Origin of the sequence: Rhodococcus sp. NPDC076796, assembly GCF_040702765.1 — a bacterium.
In the GTDB taxonomy this organism is placed as follows: Bacteria; Actinomycetota; Actinomycetes; order Mycobacteriales; family Mycobacteriaceae; genus Rhodococcoides.
In genome coordinates, this window is record NZ_JBFBMS010000001.1 from 601924 (window position 1) to 621767 (window position 19844).

The following is a 19844-nucleotide window of genomic DNA, read 5'->3' on the forward strand; positions in this document are numbered from 1 at the left end:
CACCCGATTCACACCACCGATCGCACCCTCGCGCTCACAGCGGACTTCACGATCTCACCGCTGCGGACAGCGATGTTGGACAGCAACGACGAGGTCAGACCGTGCGTGTGCTCGGTGCCGCCCTGCAGGTAGATCGAACCCGCACTCTGTTCACGCGTCACGAGTCGGTAGTCACGTGTCACGCGAGGACCGCGAGAGTCGTATTCGACGGCGTCGAACAGCGGACCGAGGATCTCGGGTAGATCGAGGGACGTGAAGCCGGTGGCATAGACGACAGCGTCGCACAGTATGTCCTCGGCCAGCCCCGTCGGGCCGTGCTCGACGGAGGCACGCACGCCCGAGGGCTCCTCGGTGGCCCCGATCAACCGGGATGCTCCGTGCACGAACAACCGGCGCTGCCCGCTGACTCGCTCGGCGTACTCGCGCGCGTACAACTCCTCGATCAGAGGCAGGTCGACGGCGGAGTAGTTGGTGCCGCGGTGATACTGCAACAGCTGCTCGCGCAGCGTGTGCGAGGACGAATAGAAGTCGTCGACGGCCGTCGGATCGAAGATGCGATTGGCATAGGGGCTGTCGTCGGCCGGGCTGTACCCGTACTTGCGCAGCACCGCGTGCACCGACGCGTCGCTGTACGTCGAGTGCAGGTAGTCCACCACCTCGGCGGCGCTCTGCCCGGCACCGACCACGACGAACGTGCGATGCGTCCGCGACGGCAACCGATCGAGATGGCCGAGAAGATCGTGATTGTGGAACTGCCGCGTCGACGCCGTGACCCCGTCGGGCAGGGTGGCTGTCAGTCCTCCGGCGAGCACGATGTTGCGCCCTCGCACGGTCCCGGTTCGCCGGCCCTCGGTTCGAACGCCGTAGCCGTCGCCGGTGTCGACGACGTCCACCGCCCGGGTGCCGTAGTGCACCGTAGCGTCGACTTTTCCGGCGGCCCACGCCAGATAGTCGTGGAACTCGAGCCTGCTCGGGAAGAACGTCTGCAGGTTGATGAAGTGATTGAGCCGACCCTGCTCCGACAGGTATGCCAGAAAGGTGTACTCACTGCTGGCATTGCGCTGGGTCGCCAGGTCCTTGAGGAACGAGATCTGCATCGACGTCCCGGGCAACAACATGCCGGGGTGCCAGGCGAACTCGTCCTTGGACTCGACGAAGCAGGCCGTCAATCGCTCTGTGGGAGAGCAGTTTCGGTTGTGCTCCTCGATCGCGATGGCCAGTCCCAGATTGGACGGCCCGAATCCGACTCCGACGATGTCGTAGTTGTCGTCCGAGGTCATCGAACGCTCGCCCCCGGCAACCGATCGGTGGAGCCGAGGTTGTGCAGTTCGGCATGAACGAGACCTGCACGGTGGATCGTTCCACCCAGCTTGGTGCGATGCATCAGGCGTCTTCCTTCTTCTTGCGGACGAGATACGGGACGCCGGCGAGGGGCCGTCGATGGCCGTCTCGGCACTGCCCTTCGCCGTGGCTCGATGCCACGGGCAACGCTACGCGCCTACGGTAGGCTAACCTAACATTTCCTCGGGTACAACGGCTCCGTCGTCCACCGGGTGGGCCCGGCAAGGTCCGTGGCTCTCGACTTCCTCGGTTCCACCGTCCATCGTCGAACACGAAAGTGAGCGCATGTCCCCACGAAGAAACCGCACCGTACGGCGATACAGAACCGCACCCCGCGCCCTCACCGGAGGCATCGTGGTTCTCGTGCTCGCCACTGCGGCAGCGTGCAGCAGCGGCACCACCGACGACGCCGGCACCCAGGTCGTCGACCTGAACGCGAACCCAGCCGCCTGCGGCGAGAACGACCGCGTCGACACGGTCGACCGAGAAGCAGGACCGTTCACGTACACCGACGGCCGTGGACGGACCATCTCCCTCGATTCGCAACCGACCAGAATCATCGCCGACGAGGAATCGGCCGCAGCGCTGATGTCGTACGGAATCAAGCCCGTCGCCATCTGGTCGACGACGCCGATGGCCACCAGCCCCATCCTGGCCTGCCAGGATCTGTCCGGCATCGAATCGGTCGGCGAAAGCTGGGGCACATTCGACTTCGAGAAGGCCGCCGGCCTCGACCCAGATCTCGTCATCGGCGAGTTCAACCCTCGATTCGGGCAATTCGGCAAGCTGACCACCACGGCCGATTCGTCCAAGGCCGACACCATCGATCAGCTCGCTCCCACCCTGGGAGTCACCTTGGATACGACATCGACGGCCAAGACGATCGAGAACTACGCCGGTCTTGCGTCATCACTCGGAGTCGACCTCGACACCCCGCAACTGGCAGACATCAAAGCCGACTACGACGCCGCCGTCGCGAATTTCGAGAAGGTTGCCTCCGAACGCCAGGACCTCACCGGCGTGGGAGTCTGGCCCCTCGACGTCGCCTACGTACTCGATCCGTCGGCCGACCCAGACTTCAGCGACTACCAGCGCTGGGGACTGAAGATGTACACCCCCGACGGTACCGATGACGGGTACTGGAAGAAGGTGTCGTGGGAGAACGTGTCGACCGTCGACGCCGATGTCGCCTTCGTCTATCACGACGTCGCCAACGCCGCCGATGTGACACTTGCAGACATTCCCAGCCGCTACCCCGGCTTCGACGCCATTGCCGCCGTCGACAACCAACAGATGGTGCTGTGGGACTACGGTGCCAACAAGAGCTACAGCCGCTACACCAAGACCATCGACATCTACGCCGACGCTCTGTCCAAGGCGAAGAAGGTCACGACCGAGTGAGAGCCGCTGCGATCTCCCCGGCCTGCCGGTCCAGTTCGGATCGTTGCGGCGACGACGGCCGAGCCTGCAACCCGAAGCCGTCGCCGATCATCCGGGGGATGACGTGCAGGTGCACGTGGAAGATTTCCTGACCGGCCACCGTGCCGTCGGCGAGAAAGAAGTTGACGCCGGCGACACGCGGATTGCTCGCTCGCACAGCGGCGGCCACCTTCTGCCCCACCACGAACAGGTGCGAACCGATCTCGGGTGGCAACTCCGCAAGGGTCCGGAACTGCTCTCTGGGCACCACCAACACATGTCCGCTGGTGAGCGGCCTGATGTCCATGAACGCAATCGCTGTCTCGTCCTCGTGGACGCGAGAGGCCTCGGCCGTCCCGGCAATGATCTCGGCGAAAATCGTGTAGGGGTTCACAGTCTCCGAGCGTAGGCGCTCGGTGCACTGACGCTGCGGGGCCCGGAGCCGGAGACTACTGTTTGCCGATGAGCATCGGCGGGGTTCTCTTCGACATCGACGGCGTCCTTGTCACGTCGTGGCAGGCGGTGCCAGGGGCAGCAGACACTCTGAAGTACCTGGACAGCAAGGACATTGCTCGCGCGTTCCTGACCAATACGACGTCGAAGACGCGTGAGCAGATCGCTACGGCACTGCGCGACGTGGGGCTGGACGTGCACTCGGACGAGATCGTCACGGCCGCGTCACTCACCGCGGACCATCTGCGTGAGAACTATCCGGATGCGCGAGTGGTACTGATCAACAACGGTGAGATCGCAGGCGACATGCCGGGAATCGAATTCGTCGACGAGACGTCCGAGGATCCCGATGTCGTGGTCGTCGGCGGTGCAGGCCCGGAGTTCACGCACGAGCGCCTCAGTCGCGTCTACGACTGGCTGTGCCGGGGCATACCCGTCGTCGCGATGCATCGATCGCTGATGTGGAGCACCGGGGCCGGACTACGCATCGACACCGGCATGTACCTCGGCGGCATGGAGCAGGCGTCGGGACACACCGCGAAGGCCATCGGAAAGCCGGCTCCGCTGGGATTCCGGACGGCGTCCGAGCGGATGGGCGTCGACCCGGACGACGTCGTGATGGTCGGTGACGATCTCGACAACGACGTCCTGGCCGCCCAGGTCGTCGGAATGACGGGAGTGCTCGTGCGCACCGGGAAGTTCCGCCAGGACGTACTCGATCGACGCATCACGGACGAGTTCGCGATGGAACCCGACCACGTGATCGACTCGGTTGCCGACCTCCCCGGTGTCCTCTCCTGACTACAGAATCGGCGACGGCGTGTACGACGCCCCGGCCGGGAATTTCGCGATCAGTCGCTCCACTGCCGAGACGACCGCATCGACCTGAGCGTCGGCCGCCCCGGTGAATGCTGTCTTGTCGGCCAGTGCAGCATCGAGGGCAGCCCGATCGAGGGGCAGGCGATCGTCGGCGGCCAGACGGTCGAGCAGGTCCGGTTCCAGTCCTTGCTCACGCATGGCCAGCGCGACGGCGACGGCGTGTTCCTTGATCGCCTCGTGTGCGGTTTCGCGTCCGACACCTGCGCGCACGGCAGCCATCAGCACCTTGGTCGTCGCGAGGAACGGCAGGTAGCGGTCGAGTTCTTTCGCGATGACGGCCGGGTACGCGCCGAATTCGTCGAGCACGGTCAGGAAGGTCTCGATGAGTCCGTCGATCGCGAAGAACGCGTCGGGCAGGGCGACACGGCGCACGACGGAACAGAAGACGTCGCCCTCGTTCCACTGCGCTCCTGCGAGCTCGGCGGCCATCGATCCGTAGCCTCGGAGCACCACCTGCAGGCCGTTGACGCGTTCGCACGAGCGCGTGTTCATCTTGTGCGGCATCGCCGACGAGCCGACCTGGCCCGCCTGGAAGCCCTCGGTGACGAGCTCGTGGCCGGCCATCAGGCGAACGGTGTGCGCGAACGAGGACGGTCCGGCACCGACCTGGACCAGCGCGGAGACGACCTCGTGGTCGAGCGATCGGGGGTACACCTGGCCGACGCTGGTCATCGTGTGCCGGAAGCCGAGGTGATCGGCGACGATCCGCTCGAGCGCGACGAGCTTGGCGGAGTCGCCGCCGAACAGGTCGAGCATGTCCTGCGAGGTACCCATCGGGCCCTTGATTCCGCGCAACGGGTAGCGCGCGATCAATTCCTGCACCCTCGACAGAGCCAACAGCAGCTCGTCTGCGGCAGACGCGAACCGCTTGCCCAGTGTGGTGGCCTGAGCTGCGACGTTGTGACTGCGGCCGGCCATCACCAGCGAGGAGTACTCGGCGGCGCGCTCGGCCAACCGCTTCGCGACGGCGACGCCGTGCGCGTGGACGTGTTCGAGTGAGCGCAGAATCTGCAGCTGCTCGACGTTCTCGGTGAGGTCGCGGCTGGTGAGCCCCTTGTGGATGTGCTCGTGGCCGGCGAGGGCGTTGAACTCCTCGATGCGGGCCTTGACGTCGTGGCGGGTGACGCGCTCACGCTCGGCGATCGACGCGAGGTCGACCTGGTCGACGACGGCTTCGTAATCGGCGATGGCAGCGTTGGGGACGTCGACTCCGAGGGAGGACTGCGCGCGCAACACAGCGATCCACAGTTGGCGTTCGAGGGCGATCTTGTGCTCCGGAGACCACAGCTCCACCAGTTCGGGACTCGCGTAACGGGTGGCCAGGACATTCGGGATGCTCACGAGCATCCAGCTTACGTGGCGCAGTTGTCGGTCTCGGATGAGGTCGGACTCGAATTCGGCCGTCGGACCGAGCATCGAGACTATCGCCGCAGCGCGGAATAACCGCAGCGCATTTCGATGTTGCAGCCGCCGTGAGCCGAACAGTGAAGGTCGACATCTGGTCCGACATCGCGTGCCCGTGGTGCTTCGTCGGTAAGCGCCGTTTCGAGGCAGGCGCTGCGGAGTTCACCGCCGGAGGCGGGACGCTCGAGGTGGAGTTCCACTCGTTCGAGCTGGCACCCGACACACCGGTCGACTTCGACGGCAGCGAGGTCGATTTTCTCGTCTCCCACAAAGGCATGCCGGCCGAACAGGTCACGCAGCTGTTGGGGCAGATGACCGAGCTGGCCGCTGGCGAAGGGCTCGCGTACGACTTCGACGCCATGCAGCACACCAACACCGTCAAGGCGCACGAACTTCTGCACTTCGCCAAGTCGAAGGGCAAGCAAGTCGAGATGAAGGAACGTCTTCTGGCGGCCTACTTCGAGGAGGGCCGCCACGTCGGCCGCACCGATGACCTCGCCGACCTGGCCGCGGAGGTCGGCCTCGACCGTGACGAGGCGGCCCGGGCGCTGAAGTCCGAGGAGTTCCTGCCGGCAGTGCGCGCGGACAAGGAGCAGGCCATCGCCTACGGGATCAGCGGTGTGCCGTTCTTCGTGATCGACGGACGGCTCGGTGTGTCGGGCGCGCAGGCCCCGTCGGTGTTCGCCGACGTCCTGCAGAAGGCCGCTGCCGGCTCATGAGCGGTCCGTTGGAGATGGTCGGCGACGAACACGGCCCCGTCTGCGAGGACGGCGTGTGCGAGGTGCCACAGATTCACGACGCAGATACCGGCGAGACCGACTGACAGTCAATCGGCAGGCACCTGTACCGCCGGTGCCACGATGTCGATGACGGCCAGGAGCATGCTTCGGGCCATGTGGCGGGGGTCTGGGTCCACTTCGCTGAGCGCTCCGACGACGGCTCCGTCGACCACTGCCACCAGCCGCCTGAGTTGCTCTTCCTGCACGGTTCGGCCCGATCTGCGCAGTACGTCGGTGAGCAGGTCGTCGATCTGGGCGCGCAGCCGCAGTTGCACCTCGCGCAGTTCGGGATGCCGTGCCGAGGCGATGAAGCGTTCATATCTCGCGATCAGCTGCTCGTGGCCGTCCTGCGGCCCGATGAGCAGGTCGACGATGAGATCGACCGTCGACTCCATTTCGTTCGAGCACTTGCCCTCGTCGTCGATGCGACCGCGCATGACGTCGATCTCGCGCGTCCCGACGACGTCGACCGCCGCGGCTACCAGGTCTCCGAGGGACTCGAAATAGTAGGTGGTCGACGCCAGCGGCAACCCGGCTCGTGCGGCCACCGATCGGTGCCGCACCGCGTCGAATCCGCCCTCGACTAGAAGGTCCGCAGCGGCCGACGCCAATGCCTGGCGGCGGCGCACCCCCTTCGGAGTCGCACCCGACACCTTGTGCTGCGACTCGGTCGGACCTGCGGACATTCAAGTCATCGTGCCAGCTCGAGGCCGTTCGTCGGACTGCTTTGGCGCTATGGAATTGTCAGTATTCGTGGCACATCGAACGATCGACCTTCGCTCCGACACCATCACCCGACCCGATTCGGTCATGCGAAAAGCCATGGCCGACGCCGAAGTGGGCGACGACGTCCTCGACCACGACCCCACGATGGCAGCGCTGGAAGAAGCGGTGGCAGGGCTGCTCGGGTTCGAGTCGGCGCTGTGGGTGCCGTCGGGTTCGATGGGCAACATCATCGCGCTGATGCTGCATTTGCAACGCGGCGATCGCTTCCTGGCCCCCGAGCACGCGCACGTACTGGGGTCCGAGCTCGGTACCGCCGCATGGCTGGCGGGCGGGATGCCCGACGCCCTCCCCCACGACGGTGGCCCCGGCCGTCCCCTCGCGTCGACGGTGCGCGCGAAAGCCGGCGGCGAGGGGCCGTATTTCGCGCTACGGACGACGCTGCTTTCGCTCGAGAACACCCACAACTTCGCCGGCGGTGCTGTGATCGGAGCGGACGAGTGGTCGGATCTCGTTGCCGCCGGGCGTGATTGCGGACTGAAGGTGCACCTGGACGGCGCGCGGCTGTGGAATGCTGCTGTCGCCCTCGATGTTCCGATCGCGTCGCTCACTGCCGGTGCCGACACGGTGCAGGTGTGCCTGAGCAAGGGCCTCGGCGCACCCGTCGGTTCGATGTTGGTCTCGGATTCTGCACGGATCCACGAGGCTCGACGCGTACGAAAGATGTTGGGCGGCGGCGTCCGTCAGGGTGGCGTCCTGGCGGCTGCCGGGCTCGTCGCGTTGGATCGCATCGGTGATCTGGCCGAGGATCACGCCAACGCGTCCACCCTTGCTTCCGGGCTGCGCGAGCGAGGCTGGGAGGTACCGGAACCGGAGACCAACATCGTGCTCGCAACGGTTCCCGACCCGGCGTCGACGGTCGCGGAGCTGGCCGAGCTGGGCATCGCCGCGGTGACCGTCGCGGGCAAGGTGCGCTTCGTGACCCACCGCGACGTCGATGCCTCCGATATCTCCGAGGCGCTGGAGCGGCTGCGCCGCACGTGAGCGAAACTTCGTAGCCTGCTACGAGAAAACGCTCACATGCGACGAAGTCGCTCCAATGCCTCCTCGACGTCGGCGGTCGTGCCTGCGAACGAGAATCGCACGGTGTGGTTCCCGCGTTCGGTGTCGAAATCGACGCCGGGTGCCAACGCGACTCCGGTCTCGGAAAGCACTCGCGCACACCAGTTCCGCGAGTCGTCGGTCAGGTGCGCGATATCGGCGTAGACGTAGAAGGCACCGTCGGCCGGTGCGAGGTCGGTGATACCCATGGCCGGCAAACCGTCGAGCAGAATTCGACGGTTGACGGCGTAGCGCTCGACATGTGAATCCAGCTCGACGCGGGACTCCTCGGTGAACGCCGCGATGGCGGCAACCTGGGAGATCGCCGGTGGGCAGACCGTCATGTTCGACGCCAATCGTTCGACGGCTCTGCGCAATCGGGTCGGCAGCAGCATCCAACCCAGCCGCCATCCGGTCATCGAGAAGTACTTCGACACCGATCCGATAGCGACGGATTCCTTCGAGGTCTCCCAGGCGCTCGACGTACGCGCGTCCCCGTAGGCGATTCCGTGGTAGATCTCGTCCGAGATCAGGAGAGTTCCGTGCTCGTCGCACCAACGCGCAATTGCGGCCAACTCGTCGGGGTCGATGATCGTGCCGGTGGGGTTGGCCGGGCTCGCGATGATGAGCCCTGCGGGCGGCTCGGGCAGGTCCTCGAGCATCGCGACGGTCGGCTGAAATCGCGTGCTCTCCAAGCAGTCGAGCTCGACGACGCGGCAGCCCAACGCTGCCAACGTGTTTCGATACGCCGGATATCCCGGCCTGGCCATGACGACGGTGTCCCCCGCGTCGAACGCAGCGAGGAACAGCAACGTGAACGCGCCCGACGAGCCGGTGGTGATCACCACGTCGTCGGCGTCGACGGTGATGCCGTACCGCGCGCTGTGATACTCGGCGATCGCGCGACGCAGCGGCAGAATCCCCAGCGTCTCGGTGTACCCGAGCAGGTGCGCATCCAGAGCCTCGCGAGTGGCCCGCAATACCGGCTCGGGCGCTCGCGTGGAGGGCTGACCTGCAGCAAGAGAGAGCACGTCGCCGTGAGTGCGCGCCCGCTCGGCCGCCGCGGCGAACACATCCATCACGTGGAACGGCTCGACCATCGATCGCTGCGATTCACTGTGCATTGGCTCGACACTACTGATCCTGGGACGCTCGGTACCTCAGGCCTTCGCAAACGCGCGCGCATTTGCCATGCGCGCGCAAAACCGCGTCGTTTCGGAGGCGATTCTGCGCGCATCCGACGAATGCGCGCGCGTTTGCCCCCGACGACCGGCCTCGACAAACCCGGCCGACGCAGCACATCTACAGCGAGATCCGACCCTCCACCGCAGCCAGGCCGATATCAGTGCGGAAGTGGCTGCCCGGCAACCGAATTCCCGCGATACGGGAGTAGGCGTCGTCACGGGCGGCGGTGAGGTCGAATCCGGTGCCGACCACGCTCAGCACGCGCCCGCCCGCGGAGACGACCGCGCCGTCCTTCACCGCGGTGCCTGCATGCAGGACGCCTGCGCCTTCGGAGCCGAGAATCTCGTCACCGGTACGCGGTCGACCGGGGTAGTTCTCGGCGGCGATGACGACGGTGACGGCCGCGCCGTCCTTCCAGCGCAACTGCGGAAGTGAAGCAAGCGTGCCGGTTGCCGTCGCGTTCAGCACCTCACCGAGAGGTGAATCGAGCAGCGCCAGCACTGCCTGAGTCTCGGGATCGCCGAAGCGGCAGTTGAATTCGACGACCGCCGGGCCGTCGGCACCCATCGCCAGACCGGCATACAGCAGACCGGAGAACGGCACACCACGCTGCACCATCTCGGCGGCAACGGGTTTCACCACATCGCGGACGATCTCCTCGACTGCGGTCTCGGGCAACCACGGCAGCGGGGTGTACGCACCCATGCCGCCGGTGTTGGGTCCGGTGTCTCCGTCGCCGACGCGTTTGTGGTCCTGCGCGGGCAGCAGCGGCACCACGGTCTCGCCGTCGACGAGGCAGAAGAGGGACACCTCGGGGCCGTCGAGGAACGATTCGAGCAGCACCGGGTGGCCGTTCTCGAGGAGTTCGGCGGCGTGATCGCGGGCGACGAGCCGATCGGTGGTGACGACGACACCCTTGCCTGCGGCCAGGCCGTCGTCCTTGACCACCCAGTTGGGGCCGAAACGGTCAAGGGCTGCGTCGAGCAGGGCGGGCGAATCTACGATTTCACTGTGCGCGGTTCGCACACCGGCCGCTGCCATCACGTCCTTGGCGAAGGCCTTGGACCCTTCGATGCGGGCGGCGTCGGCGGACGGGCCGAATGCGGCGATACCGGCTTCGCGGAGGGCGTCGGCCACGCCGAGGACCAGGGGCACCTCCGGTCCGATGACGACGAGATCGGCTTCGACCTTCTTCGCCAGTGCAGTCACCGCTTCGCCGGACGCCACGTCGACGGCGTGCTGCTCGGCGAGCTTTGCGGTACCTGCGTTGCCGGGAGCCACGAAGAGCTTCTCGACCGACGGATCGGCCTTCAACGCAAGTAGAAGGGCGTGCTCACGAGCACCGGAACCTATGACGAGTACGCGCACAGTGCATCAGACTATCTGCTCGACGCGAAAGCGCCCCGCACCTGTCATGGTGCGGGGCTCTTTCGTGGTGGTTCGGTGTTACTGCGTGAGGTCGTAGAACGTCACATTGTCGACGGTGGTCGCGGTGAAGTTCTCGGTGACCCACGCCGAGATCGCGGCCGAGGTACCCGACTCCATGCCCGGCATGCCGCCGCCTCCGATGAAGTAGTGGATCTCTCCATCGGCGACGTACTGCTGGAATTCGGCGAGGGTCGGCGACGGGTCAGTGCCGTTGAATCCGCCGATGGGCATGACGGGTTCCTCGGTGGCCAATTGGTAGCCCGCCGCGGTGTTGGCCCCGATGGCCGCTGCCACCCAGGTGTAGGAGTCGGCGTCCTGCTCGAGCATCTCGGTGATCGCGTTGGTCGGCGTGCTGCCTTCGAGCAGACCACCCATTCCACCGCCCATACCGCCACCCATCTCGGCACCGGCCGCACCGTCACCACCCGGCATCTGGCCGGGAGCGCCCGCCGGTAGCTGCATCCCGGCCGGCAATTGCATCCCACCCGGCATACCGCCCTGGCCTCGTCGGCCCTCGCCCATGCCGCCGAATCCGCGCATGCCGGTGTTGGGTCCGGCCGAGACGATGGATCCGTTGTGCGGAGTGCCGATCGTGTCGACGGCGTAGGCCGTCGGGCCGGCTAGTCCGGCGAACATCACCGCCAGGATCGACGCCGCAGCCAATCTGCCGCGAGTCAGCGCCGGGATCAGCAGTGCGATGACCGCGAGAACTCCGACGACGAGAATTGCCCACTTCAGCCAGGGCACAAAACTCTCGCTGCGACCGAGCAGCACCCACGCCATGGCGACGGTCGACGCCACCGCGACGGCCATTGCGATGCGCACCCAATACCTCTCGCGTTGCCGCCACAGCACCACACTGCCGATGCCGACGAGAGCAGCGACGGCGGGCGCGAGCGCAACGGTGTAGTACGAGTGGAAGATTCCGGCCATGAAGCTGAACGTCAGGCCGGTGACGAGCAACCACGATCCCCAGACGATCAGTGACGCTCGTTGTACGTCCGTCCGAGGGGCCCTGCCGCGCAACACGAGTCCGACGACGAGCAGGACCAATGCAGCCGGAATCAGCCAGGCGATCTGGCCGCCCTGGGAGGCGTCGAACATGCGGAAGATGCCGGTCTCTCCCCAGATACCACCGGGCATCCCGCCCGCGACGTCCCCGCCCATACCGCCGCGTCCCGGAGTGACGCTTCCGGTCTCGTCACCGCTGAGGCGGCCGAATCCGTTGTAGCCGAGCGTGAGTTCCAGGATCGAATTGTTCTGCGAGCCGCCGACCCACGGCCGGGAGGACGCCGGCCAGAATTCGACGATCAGCAGCCACCATCCGGCCGCGACGATCATCGCGCCCAGAGCTCCGAACAGCTGCCACAGCCGGGTGAGGAACTTCGGCGGCCCGGCGATCAGGTAGGTCAGTGCCAGCGGCGGCACCACGAGCATCACCTGGAGCTGTTTGGTGAGGAAGCCGAATCCGACGAACATGCCGGTGATCAACAGCCACTTGGTCTTTCCGGTCTCGACGCCTCGCAGCAGCGCCCATACCGATGCGATCATCAGCAGCACGAGCAGCGCGTCGGGATTGTTGAACCGGAACATCAGTGCGGCAACGGGAGTCACGGCCAGTACCAGGCCTGCGAGCAGGCCGGCCGCGCCACCGAAGCGACGCTTGACGGTGGCTCGCAACAGTGCCACCGAGGCGACTCCGAGGAGAGCCTGGGGCACGAGCATCGCCCAGGCGTTCAGTCCGAAGATGCGCACCGACAACGACATCAGCCACAGCGACATCGGGGGCTTGTCGACGGTGATCGAGTTGGCGGCGTCGGAGGATCCGAAGAAGAACGCTTTCCACGACACCGAACCCGCCTGTATCGCAGCGGAATAGAAGGAGTTCGCCCACCCCGAGGCACCGAGTCCCCAGATGTAGGCGACACCGGTGCCGACCAACAGCGCGATCAGCCCGATCCATTCCCACCGTGAGGAGGTCGCAGGCGTGGACGGCGCAGCCGCGGAGGGGCGTTCGATCGTCGTCGTCACAGAGCCTTCTCCGAACCGGCGGACTGGGAATCGGCCGACTGAGAGCTACGGAAGACCCACCTCAGGGCGACGAATCGGCACACGGTGGCAACGAGATTGGCGACTATGAGGACGGCGAGTTCTACGTGCCGGGACACATCGGGTGCCCACGCGTGCAGCACGGCGAGCGATCCGCTGGTGACGAGGAGGGCGAACCCGAAGATCGCCAGTCCCTGCAGTTGATGCTTGCCTGCGCCGTCCGATCCGCGGACGCCGAAGGTGAAGGCGCGGTTGGCCGCGGTGTTGAGCACCGCGGTGATCAGCAGTCCGAAGAAGTTCGCGGCCTGCGCACCGATCAACGAGTGCAACACCAGGTAGAGCAACGCGTACGCGACGGTGCTGGCGATGCCGATGATGCCGAATCGCACCATCTGGCTGATCATTCCGTGCGGTACTCCCGGCACGAGCGGCTCCCGTCCCAGGCTTCGACGCAGTTCGGCGACCGGAAGCACTCCGGTGGCCAGGGCGCGGCCGACGCGCCAGCATCCCTGCAGGTCCTTGACGGCGGTGTCGATGATGTTGACGCTGCTGTTCGGGTCGTCGACCCAGTCGACGGGTACCTCGTGGATACGCAGGCCGACCTTCTCCGCGATGACGAGCAGTTCGGTGTCGAAGAACCATCCGGTGTCTTCGACGAGCGGCAGCAGTTGCCGGGCCACATCGGTGCGCATGGCCTTGAAACCGCACTGCGCGTCCGAGAAGCGTGCGCGCAGCGAAGTGCGCAGAATGAGATTGTAACTGCGCGAGATGAATTCACGCTTCGCGCCGCGGACCACCCGGGACGATCGATTGAGCCGAGATCCGATGGCGAGGTCCGAGTGACCGGACATCAGCGGCGCGATCAGCGGCATCAGAGCGTTGAGGTCGGTGGAGAGATCGACGTCCATGTAGGCCACGACATCGGCGTCCGATGCCAGCCAGACGGCTTTGAGTGCCCGTCCGCGCCCCTTCTCGTCCAGGTGATGAACCTGAACTCCCTCGATCTCGTCGGCGAGCCGATGTGCCACCGCGAGGGTGCCGTCGGTACTGGCGTTGTCGGCGATGGTGATTCGCGACCGGAACGGGATCCGGTCGTCCAGGTGCTCGTGCAGACGACGAATGCACTGTTCGAGATCCGCCTCTTCGTTGTATACCGGGATGACCACCTCGAGAGTGGCCGTGGCGTTCGAGCCGGGCCGCTGGCCTGCTCGTGCGAGGGAATTCGTTGTCATGTGGACCAGAATCGGCCCCTGAGCTGGACCCACCCTGCGACGAACCTGGCAATCACCTGGGAGGACAGGAGCGGAGCCTGCGGAGTGACCGATGTGCAGGAGCCACATAGGGCATCCTGTTCCCATGGCTTCCATTTTCAGCAAGATCATCGCCGGCGAAATCCCGGGACGTTTCGTCTGGCAGGACGACGACGTGGTTGCGTTTCTGACGATCGCACCGGTCACCCAGGGCCACACGCTGGTGGTTCCGCGTGAGGAGATCGACCAGTGGCAGGACGTCGACGGTGCCGCGTTCGCCAAGATCACCGCCGTTGCTCAGATCATCGGCCAGGCAGTCAGGACCGCGTTCGACGCTCCCCGCGCCGGGTTGCTGATTGCCGGGCTCGAGGTGCCGCACCTGCATCTGCATGTGTTTCCTGCCTACGACATGGGCAACTTCGACATCTCGGGTGCCGATCCGAATCCGTCGGCGGAGTCACAGGACGAGGCGGCGACCAAGCTGCGGGCGGCGTTGCGTGACCTCGGGCACGAGGCGCACGTCCCGAACTGACACGAAGCGGCTCCAGCATGACCGACACTGCACCCTCGCCCGCCGGCACCACGAACAGCACCCGAGCGCTCACCATCGCAGCGCTCGGCACCCTGCTGACCCTGATGGCGTTCACTGCACCGCTCGCGACGATCAACAGCACCGCGGCCGATCTGATGTCCGACGCAGCAGGACGCACCTGGATTCTCAGCTCGATGAGCATCGGCCTGGCGGCCGCGCTGCTGACCACCGGCACCGTCGCCGACGACTTCGGCCGTCGCCGCACGTTCGCACTCGGTGCCGCGGTCCTCGCCGTCGGCGCGATCGTCTGCGCAGCCTCTCCGAACACACTGATCTTCGTTCTGGCCCGCATACTGCAGGGCCTCGGCGGCGCGGCCGTCGTCGCGTCGAGTCTGGGCATCATCGCGCACACCCATCCGGCCGGTCCCGTGCGCGCGAAGGCCAGCGGAGTCTGGGGTGCGAGCGTGGGTGCCGGTATCGCGCTCGGCCCGCTGCTCGCCGCCGCCCTGGATCGCTGGGCCAGCTGGCGTGAGGCCTACGTGGTTCTCGCCGTCGCCACGCTCGCGCTGGCCGTCGCGGCGCATCGGCTCGTCGAAGAATCCAGGTCCGACGCCCCGCGTGGCCTCGATCCGATCGGCGCGCTGCTGTTGGCGACGGGCATGGCCGCACTGTTGGCCGCGTTGGTCGAGGGCAGACAGGGCTGGACCGAGGTGACCCCGATCGTTCTCTTCGTGCTCGCAGTTCTCCTCCTGGCCGCCTTCACCATCCTCGAATTACGCAGCGCCACAGCGATGCTCGATCTCACACTCTTCCGGCACCCACCGTTTCTGGCCGCCACGGTCGCCGCGCTGGCCAACGGCGGCGGCATCATCGCGCTGATGTCGTACATGCCCGGATTTCTCGGAACCGTACTGGGAATCGATGCGCTCGGTGCCGCGCTGCTGCTGTTCGGGTGGTCGGCCACGTCCGTGGTCACTGCCCTACTCGCCCGCAGGCTGCCCGCGTCGCTCAGTGGCCGAACGCAACTTGCCGTCGGCCTGGTCGGCGTCGCGATCGGCATGCTGATGCTGACGGGGTTGTCCGAGAACGCATCCTGCCCGCGACTGTTGCCAGGACTGCTCGTGGCAGGCCTTGCGAGCGGAGTGCTCAACGCCGCTCTCGGACGCGAGGCCGTGGCCAGCGTGCCCGCCGGACGCGGCGGCATGGGCAGCGGGGCGAACAACACCGCGCGCTATGTCGGATCCGCCATCGGTGTCACCGTCGTTGCGGTAGTGGCCGTTCCTGCCGGGAGTGGAGCCCGCGGAATGACCCAATCGATTAGCAGCCACAGCGCGACTGCGCTGACCCAAGGATGGAACACCGCAGCTCTGGTCACCGCAGCGATTTCCGTAATCGGAGCGGTGGTCGTGGCGGCCTCACGCTCCCGGCGGTAGCGAGTACTCCTGTTCCGGTCTCCCGGTCGACCCGTAGCGCAGCTGCATGCGCAATCGCCCCTTGGACACCAGGGTCGCCAGGTAGCGCTGCGCCGTCGCACGTGAAATACCGATGGCGGCAGCAACTTCACCCGCGGACATCGGCTCGGCCGTCGTGCGGACCGCCTCGAGCACCAGATCACGGGTGACGGACTGCGAGGACGGCAACGGTGCCGCAGCGCGCGGCCGCAACGCGTCGAGTCCGCTGTCGATGTCGGCCTGGCTCAGCTCCTCCGAACGGTCCAGAGCGCTGCGGTACGTCAGGTATCCGGTGAGGCGATCGACCAGCGCCGAACGCGGAAACGGTTTGATCAGGTACGTCCAGGCACCGGCGGTCATCGCCGAGCGCACCGTCTGCTGATCCGCCGCAGCCGAGAGCACCACGGCGTCGCACTCGAGTTCGCGCACCAGGTCGATTCCGGATCCGTCGGGCAGATAGACATCGACCAGCGCCAGATCGAACGAGTGGGTCGACGCCAACTCCCGCGCCTGGGCGATACTCGTCGCCACCGCGGCCACCTCGTAGTTGTCCAGCGAATTGACCAGTGCCGCATGTAGATCCGCGACTCGGAAATCGTCGTCAACGACCAGTACTCTCATTGGGTCACCTCGTCGGTCAGTAGTGCGTCCGGTATCGACGCGATGAAGACTGCGCCTCCTCGTTGATTCTCTTCGGTGATCTGCCCGCCGACATCGGCCAGCGTCACGTCGCCGCCGCGGGTGCGCGCGATCTGCCGACTCAGCGCCAACCCCACCCCTCGACCGCCCGGGGATTCCGCCGTCGACTTGGTCGAGACTCCCTCCACGAACACCTGATCGAGCTCCAGATCCACCCCGTCGCCGGAATCGACGACCACGATGTGCAGGGTCGAACCGTCCTGCACCAGTTCCACTTCCACCTCGGCCGGCCGCCTGACTCCCAGCCTGGCAGCATCGATCGCGTTGTCGACGAGATTACCCAGCACAGTCGTCACGTCGACGGGAACGGCCACCTCTCCCCCGACCCAGGTGTTCTCGCCCAACACCATCCGAACTCCGCTCTCGCGGGCGTGCGCGGCTTTCGCGGTCAGGAACGACCGCAGATAGGCGTCGGACACGGCATCGATACCCTCGACGGTTTCCGATCTCGGTCCGACACCGAGTATTTCGTCGATGTACTGCGACGCTCGATCGGGGTGGCCCTCGTGCAGCAGTCCGCTGACCAGATGCATTCGGTTTGCGAACTCGTGGCGTTGGGCGCGCAGCACGGCAGACATCGACTGCACCGCGTCGAGCTGACGCGTCAGTGTCTCCACGTCGGTCCGGTCACGCACGGTCAGCACCGTACCCAGATTGCGATTGTCACGCAGCACTTTTCGGGCGGAGGCGATGACGACCAACTCGTCCACGGCGGCCAGCACCGGCTCGGCCGTCGGAGATCGGATGACCTCGAGCAACCTGGGGGTCAGACCGATGTTCTCGATGCGCATTCCAGGTTTGCCGTCGATCGAGAGCAACGTACGTGCCTCGTCGTTGACGACCGTGACGACTCCGTCGGGATCGATGGCGACTACACCCTCACCGATCCCGTGCAGCACTGCCTCCTGTTCACGGACCAATTCGGCGAGCTCCTCCGGCTCGAGCCCCAGCGTCAGCCGTTTCCACCTGCGCGCCAACAGGGTCGAGCCGGCCAGCCCGAGCAACAGCACGGCGCCGGTCACCAACCCGCCGTTGACCAGATCCTTCACCAGCTCGGTGCGCACGGCCGTGGTCGAAATACCGACACTCACTTCACCGATCACCATGTCGGTCGAACCGAGCGCCAGCACAGGCACTTTCGCACGTACGGAGTCGCCGAGCGTGCCACGCTCCTGTTCGACCACCTCGTTGCCCGCCAACGCACCCGAAGGATCGGTACTCACCCGCTGGCCCAGCACCGTCGGATCGGGGTGCGCCAACCGCAGACCCCGATCATCGGTGATGACGACGAACAGGGCGTCGGTGCGAGTGCGGGCACCCTCGGCCGCGCGCTGCAACGCCCCACCCGCCAACACACCCGCGGGCGCGGCATCGGTGCCGGCGGTGTCGACTGCCGAGAACTGCTCGACCAGCGAGCGCACCTCCGGGTCCGACGCCACCGTCCGGGCGACTGCGAGCGCACGTTCGCCGTACTCCTCGCTCGCCTGCCTGCCACTGCTGATCGCGAACACCCCGAACGCCACTGCCAAGGCCACCGCCACCAGCGCTGCCTGCAACAACAGCACCTGGGTCCTCAATCGCACCCACTCAGGCTATGCGCCGGGCGGGCTCGAGCACAATGCGCAAAAGGCTCTTTACGTTGCTTGCGCGGGTAGTGCGCACAACGGCGACCATGTGATGCCGGTTACGTAACTTCAGTCACACACGCAGTCCAACCGGACCCACCTCACACATTCGAGAAGGAGTGCACGATGTTGGTGATACTCGGCTTCCTCATGGTAGCCGCCTTCATGTTCTTGATCCTGACCAAGAGAGCCACGCCCGTCGTCGCACTCACCCTCGTACCCGTCATCTTCGGTCTGCTGGCCGGCGCTGGGCTCGGCATCGGCGACATGATCACCGACGGCATCAAGTCCCTGGCCCCCACCGCGGCTCTGCTGTTCTTCGCCATCATCTTCTTCGGAATCATGATTGACGTCGGCCTGTTCGACCCACTGGTGCGCGGAATTCTCCGCCTGGTGCGCAACGACCCGATGAAACTCGTTGTCGGAACTGCCATTCTGGCCATGGTCGTCTCGCTCGACGGTGACGGCTCCACCACCTTCATCATCGTGACGTCCGCACTGCTGCCGCTCTATCTCAAACTCGGTGTCAGCCCGGTGATTCTGACGGTCGTCGCCGGTCTCGCCAACGGCACGATGAACATCATCCCGTGGGGCGGCCCGACGGTTCGCGCTGCTTCCGCTCTCGGCATCTCCCCGTCCGACGTCTTCGTTCCGATGGTTCCCTCGATGATCGTCGGCCTGATCATCGTGCTGCTCTTTGCCGTTCACCTCGGCATCATGGAACGCCGACGCATCGGCAAGTTGATCTACGAACCCGAACTGGTGGCCTCCGGTGGCGGCGGCAGTATCCGCAAGGGTGGCAAGGCAACCGGCGGAGCAGGCACCGGCGGATCGGACGACGGCGAATCGGGCCAGTTCTTCGACGGCCTCGACCCCAACCGCGACACCCTGCGCCCGAAGCTGCTGTGGTTCAACGCTGCACTGACGGTCGTCCTCCTCGTCATCCTCGTCATGGACATCCTGCCCATCCCGGTGCTGTTCATGATCGCCGCCTCGATTGCCCTGACGGTCAACTTCCCCAAGGTCAAGGAGCAGGGCGACGCGATCGCACGGCACTCGTCCTCCATCGTCTCCGTGGTCGCCATGGTGCTCGCCGCGGCAATCCTCACCGGCGTCTTCCAGGGCACCGGCATGGTCGAGGCCATGGCCGAGTGGCTGCTCAACGTCATCCCGCCCGGCATGGGCCCGTACCTGGCCGTCATCACCGGCATCCTGAGCATCCCGCTGACGTTCTTCATGACCAACGACGCGTTCTACTTCGGCATCCTCCCGGTGTTGACCGAGACCGCCGAGAAGTACGGCATCGACCCGGTCGAGATGGCCCGTGCATCGATCACCGGTCAGCCCGTCCACCTGCAGAGCCCGCTGGTTCCGGCCATCCTGCTGCTGGTCACCCTCGCCGGAGTGTCGCTGGCCGACCACCACAAGAAAGTCCTGTGGAGAGCGGTGGTCGTCTCCCTCGCGATGCTGGCCGTCGGCATCGTCCTCGGCCAGATCCCGTTCGGCTGATCCCCCACCCCACCTCG

At 66.0% G+C, this 19844-nt stretch carries 17 protein-coding genes; 7 read left to right on the top strand and 10 right to left on the bottom strand.

Going from position 1 to position 19844, the window contains the following annotated elements; translation table 11 throughout:
- Positions 1 to 8: 8 nt before the first annotated feature.
- Positions 9 to 1280 (bottom strand): SidA/IucD/PvdA family monooxygenase, encoded by a 1272-nt coding sequence (locus AB0366_RS02910; RefSeq protein ID WP_121870830.1) that lies wholly within the window; start codon positions 1278 to 1280, stop codon positions 9 to 11.
- Between the two features lie 346 nt (positions 1281 to 1626).
- On the opposite strand from AB0366_RS02910, the gene AB0366_RS02915 reads away from it, so the two are divergent.
- The gene (locus AB0366_RS02915) at positions 1627 to 2742 is read left to right on the top strand and encodes an ABC transporter substrate-binding protein (protein ID WP_366242620.1); all 1116 of its coding nucleotides are present in this window, start codon (positions 1627 to 1629) and stop codon (positions 2740 to 2742) included.
- Here AB0366_RS02915 and AB0366_RS02920 read toward each other — a convergent pair.
- On the bottom strand, positions 2729 to 3154 hold the full coding sequence (locus AB0366_RS02920; RefSeq protein ID WP_366242621.1) for an HIT domain-containing protein: 426 nt from the start codon (positions 3152 to 3154) through the stop codon (positions 2729 to 2731). The genes AB0366_RS02915 and AB0366_RS02920 overlap by 14 nt on opposite strands.
- A 68-nt stretch (positions 3155 to 3222) precedes the next feature.
- On the opposite strand from AB0366_RS02920, the gene AB0366_RS02925 reads away from it, so the two are divergent.
- Positions 3223 to 4014 carry an HAD-IIA family hydrolase gene (locus AB0366_RS02925; protein ID WP_128646277.1) on the top strand — a complete coding sequence of 264 codons (792 nt, stop codon included), beginning with the start codon at positions 3223 to 3225 and terminating at the stop codon, positions 4012 to 4014.
- Here AB0366_RS02925 and purB read toward each other — a convergent pair whose 3' ends face one another.
- Positions 4015 to 5439, bottom strand: a complete 1425-nt coding sequence (gene purB / locus AB0366_RS02930) for an adenylosuccinate lyase (RefSeq protein WP_366242971.1) — start codon at positions 5437 to 5439, stop codon at positions 4015 to 4017.
- 125 nt (positions 5440 to 5564) lie between these two features.
- On the opposite strand from purB, the gene AB0366_RS02935 reads away from it, so the two are divergent.
- Positions 5565 to 6215, top strand: coding sequence for a DsbA family oxidoreductase (locus AB0366_RS02935; protein ID WP_366242622.1), 651 nt, complete (start codon positions 5565 to 5567; stop codon positions 6213 to 6215).
- A 107-nt stretch (positions 6216 to 6322) separates the two neighbouring features.
- On the opposite strand, the gene AB0366_RS02940 is transcribed toward AB0366_RS02935, so the two are convergent.
- Positions 6323 to 6961, bottom strand: a complete 639-nt coding sequence (locus tag AB0366_RS02940) for a TetR family transcriptional regulator C-terminal domain-containing protein (protein WP_366242623.1) — start codon at positions 6959 to 6961, stop codon at positions 6323 to 6325.
- 49 nt (positions 6962 to 7010) lie between these two features.
- Here AB0366_RS02940 and AB0366_RS02945 point away from each other — a divergent pair, with 49 nt between their 5' ends.
- Positions 7011 to 8042, top strand: coding sequence for a GntG family PLP-dependent aldolase (locus tag AB0366_RS02945; RefSeq protein WP_366242624.1), 1032 nt, complete (start codon positions 7011 to 7013; stop codon positions 8040 to 8042).
- A gap of 32 nt (positions 8043 to 8074) precedes the next feature.
- Here AB0366_RS02945 and AB0366_RS02950 read toward each other — a convergent pair whose 3' ends face one another.
- The 4 genes from AB0366_RS02950 to AB0366_RS02965 all read right to left on the bottom strand — a co-directional run bounded on the left by AB0366_RS02950 (position 8075) and on the right by AB0366_RS02965 (position 13993).
- Entirely contained in the window at positions 8075 to 9223 is a 1149-nt protein-coding gene (locus AB0366_RS02950; RefSeq protein WP_366242625.1) for a pyridoxal phosphate-dependent aminotransferase, read from the bottom strand.
- Between the two features lie 178 nt (positions 9224 to 9401).
- Positions 9402 to 10652 (bottom strand): phosphoribosylamine--glycine ligase, encoded by a 1251-nt coding sequence (gene purD / locus AB0366_RS02955; RefSeq protein WP_366242626.1) that lies wholly within the window; start codon positions 10650 to 10652, stop codon positions 9402 to 9404.
- 78 nt (positions 10653 to 10730) lie between these two features.
- Positions 10731 to 12743 (bottom strand): glycosyltransferase family 39 protein, encoded by a 2013-nt coding sequence (locus tag AB0366_RS02960; protein ID WP_366242627.1) that lies wholly within the window; start codon positions 12741 to 12743, stop codon positions 10731 to 10733.
- On the bottom strand, positions 12740 to 13993 hold the full coding sequence (locus AB0366_RS02965) for a bifunctional glycosyltransferase family 2/GtrA family protein (RefSeq protein ID WP_366242628.1): 1254 nt from the start codon (positions 13991 to 13993) through the stop codon (positions 12740 to 12742). The genes AB0366_RS02960 and AB0366_RS02965 overlap by 4 nt, the downstream gene beginning before the upstream one ends.
- A gap of 124 nt (positions 13994 to 14117) precedes the next feature.
- Here AB0366_RS02965 and AB0366_RS02970 point away from each other — a divergent pair, with 124 nt between their 5' ends.
- Both AB0366_RS02970 and AB0366_RS02975 read left to right on the top strand, forming a co-directional pair.
- The gene (locus AB0366_RS02970) at positions 14118 to 14543 is read left to right on the top strand and encodes an HIT family protein (protein ID WP_366242629.1); all 426 of its coding nucleotides are present in this window, start codon (positions 14118 to 14120) and stop codon (positions 14541 to 14543) included.
- Positions 14544 to 14560: 17 nt separating this feature from the next.
- The gene (locus AB0366_RS02975; protein ID WP_366242630.1) at positions 14561 to 15976 is read left to right on the top strand and encodes an MFS transporter; all 1416 of its coding nucleotides are present in this window, start codon (positions 14561 to 14563) and stop codon (positions 15974 to 15976) included.
- On the opposite strand, the gene AB0366_RS02980 is transcribed toward AB0366_RS02975, so the two are convergent.
- Both AB0366_RS02980 and AB0366_RS02985 read right to left on the bottom strand, forming a co-directional pair.
- Positions 15959 to 16615, bottom strand: a complete 657-nt coding sequence (locus tag AB0366_RS02980) for a response regulator (RefSeq protein WP_366242631.1) — start codon at positions 16613 to 16615, stop codon at positions 15959 to 15961. The genes AB0366_RS02975 and AB0366_RS02980 overlap by 18 nt on opposite strands.
- Positions 16612 to 18276, bottom strand: a complete 1665-nt coding sequence (locus AB0366_RS02985) for a sensor histidine kinase (RefSeq protein ID WP_366242632.1) — start codon at positions 18274 to 18276, stop codon at positions 16612 to 16614. Before AB0366_RS02985 ends, AB0366_RS02980 begins: the two co-directional genes overlap by 4 nt.
- A gap of 168 nt (positions 18277 to 18444) precedes the next feature.
- Between AB0366_RS02985 and AB0366_RS02990 the strand changes: the two genes are divergently transcribed.
- Complete coding sequence (locus AB0366_RS02990) at positions 18445 to 19827, top strand: CitMHS family transporter (RefSeq protein WP_366242633.1); 1383 nt, start codon at positions 18445 to 18447, stop codon at positions 19825 to 19827.
- The last annotated feature ends 17 nt before the right edge of the window (positions 19828 to 19844 follow it).